1 protein-coding gene is annotated in these 2,235 nt (G+C 60.0%); it reads left to right on the top strand.

Features of this window, described 5'->3' with window-relative positions:
• The first annotated feature begins 152 nt into the window (after positions 1–152).
• Positions 153–2,156 (top strand): SpoIIE family protein phosphatase, encoded by a 2,004-nt coding sequence (locus tag P7F28_RS07155; protein WP_277183817.1) that lies wholly within the window; start codon positions 153–155, stop codon positions 2,154–2,156.
• Positions 2,157–2,235: the final 79 nt, after the last annotated feature.

Raw genomic sequence — 2,235 nt, 5'->3', positions numbered from 1 at the left:
GTTTTCCGAAATCCTTCATCTGACCAGCGCTGGCGTGCTGAAAAAGCGCCTCGGCTATCTCGGACTTTCAGGCGCACGGCAGGAACAGTTGGCGCGTCTGGACAGTCTGCCGGGTATCGCCGCGTGAACGCATTTAATTTGGCTAACTACGTATGTCAGATCTGACGGCGGCATTATTCGCCCGCTATAACCGCGTCATGCGCATCGCGTTCGTCGGCGTGCTGATCGTCGCGTTCGCACTCGTTTTCATGCGATACCGGCTCACGCTCGAATCGCAGACCGACAGCATCAGCCAGCGCATGCAGGAACAATCGATCGCACTCGATGCGCTCGTGCGCAGCAGCACCGACGCCGTCAATTCGATGCGCATACAAGGCGAAACGTGGTTCCGTCTTCATCCGCAAGGCGCCGCGCCCACGGCGCTGTTCGATGCCTTGCGCCCCGGCAAACAGCCCGGCAGCATTCAACTCGATACCCTGCCGCCGCCGTGGACCGAAGCGGACGCGGGCAATCTCACGGGCCTCGTCGGTCCGCGCACGCCCGCGCTCGATCGCGAACTCGAAATGGCGCTGAGCCTGAACGGTCCGTTCAAGTCGATTATTGCGAATCTGCCGGGCGCGACGTGGGTGTATTACTCGTCGATGCGTCGCTTTATCAATATCTATCCGTGGATCAAATCGAGCGATTTCTTTTACGCCGACTCGTTGCGTCAGAAGGATTTCTTTACCGGCGTGCTGCCCGCCAACGATCCGAAACGGCAAATCATATGGACACCTGCTTATGTCGATGAAGCCGGCAAAGGGATGATGGTCACTGCATCGGCGGGCGTGTACGACGGCGCGGAGTTTCGCGGTTCGGTATCGCTCGATCTGACGCTGGGCTGGCTCAATCAGTTCGTGCGAACGTGGCCGGATGGTTTGGGCACGGTGTTTATCGTCAATGACCGGGACCAGTTGCTTGCGCATCCCACGCTCGTGCAAGAGGGCGTGCAACACGTGCTGCCCGCGACGGAAGCCTTTCCCGAAGCCTTGCGCGCGAATCTGCACGACCTTCTCAAGGAGTCCGATGGACGCCTGACCACGCAGGGCAGCTACTACGTCGAAGCGATCGGCATTGCGCATGCGCCATTTCGCGTGGTGCTGCTGGTGCCGCGCTGGAATCTGGTGCGTGTGGCGCTGGGCACGGGCGTGCCGAGCGTGCTGCTTGTCGTGGTCGCACTGACCATCATGCTGGTGGTCGCCAATCGCCTCACGTATAACGATGCCATTGCGCCAGCGCAAAAACTGGTGCGCTACATTCAGGACGAGGATCGCGGCTCGGTGAAGTCGATTCCGGATATTCCGCAAGCGTGGCGTCCGTGGTTCCTGACCATTCAGAACGTCTTCAACGCGCATACCAAGCTTGTGTCGATTCAACAGGAACTCGACGTCGCGCGCCGCATGCAGCAATCGATCGTGCCGACGCGCTTTCCTTCGCGTCCCGATTTGCAGATGTTCGCGCGCATGATTCCGGCGCGCGAAGTCGGCGGCGACTTCTACGATTACTTCTGGCTTTCCGATCAGAAGATCGGCGTGGTGATCGCCGATGTGTCGGGCAAAGGCGTGCCTGCCGCGCTGTTCATGGCAGTGGCGCGCACGTTGCTGCGTGCAATCGCGCCGAGCGCATCCAGTCCTGGCGCATGTCTGGCGCTGGCCAACGACCTGCTTTCGCAGGATAACGAAGCAACCATGTTCGTTACGCTGTTCTACGGCATTCTTGATACCGCGACCGGCGAACTCGAATACGCAAATGGCGGGCATAATCCCCCTTACGTGATCGCGCCGGATGGCTCGATATCGCAATTGCCTGGCACGGGCGGCATGGCGCTGGGCGTGATCGAAGGCACGCCGTTTGCGGAAGGGCGCGCGCATCTGGAAGCGGGCACGACCTTGCTGCTTTATACGGATGGCGTAACCGAAGCCTTCAATCCTGCCGATGAGGAATACGGCGAATTGCGGCTTGCGCAACATTTGATGGGCGCGAATGGCGCGGAAGTCGAAGTGCTGCTCAAGCGCCTGTTCGACAGCGTGCATCAGTTTGCCGATGGCGCGCCGCAGTCCGACGACATCACCTGCCTTGCGATTCACTACGGGCCTTCCGAATCGACCAACGTATGAACGCAACCGACACACTCGACACGCAACTGGACGCGAACGCGCCGGATATCGGCGAATTGGTGAATCGTTTGCAGGCCTT

The organism is Caballeronia sp. BR00000012568055, assembly GCF_029439455.1.
Taxonomy (GTDB): domain Bacteria; phylum Pseudomonadota; class Gammaproteobacteria; order Burkholderiales; family Burkholderiaceae; genus Caballeronia.
Note: the sequence above shows the minus strand (reverse complement) of the source record. Positions and strands in the feature narration are given on the sequence as shown.

What these genes read in the sequence shown, in the direction of transcription:
- P7F28_RS07155 (WP_277183817.1), top strand. Translation starts at nt 153, where the DNA reads ATGTCAGATCTGACGGCGGCATTATTCGCCCGCTATAACCGCGTCATG.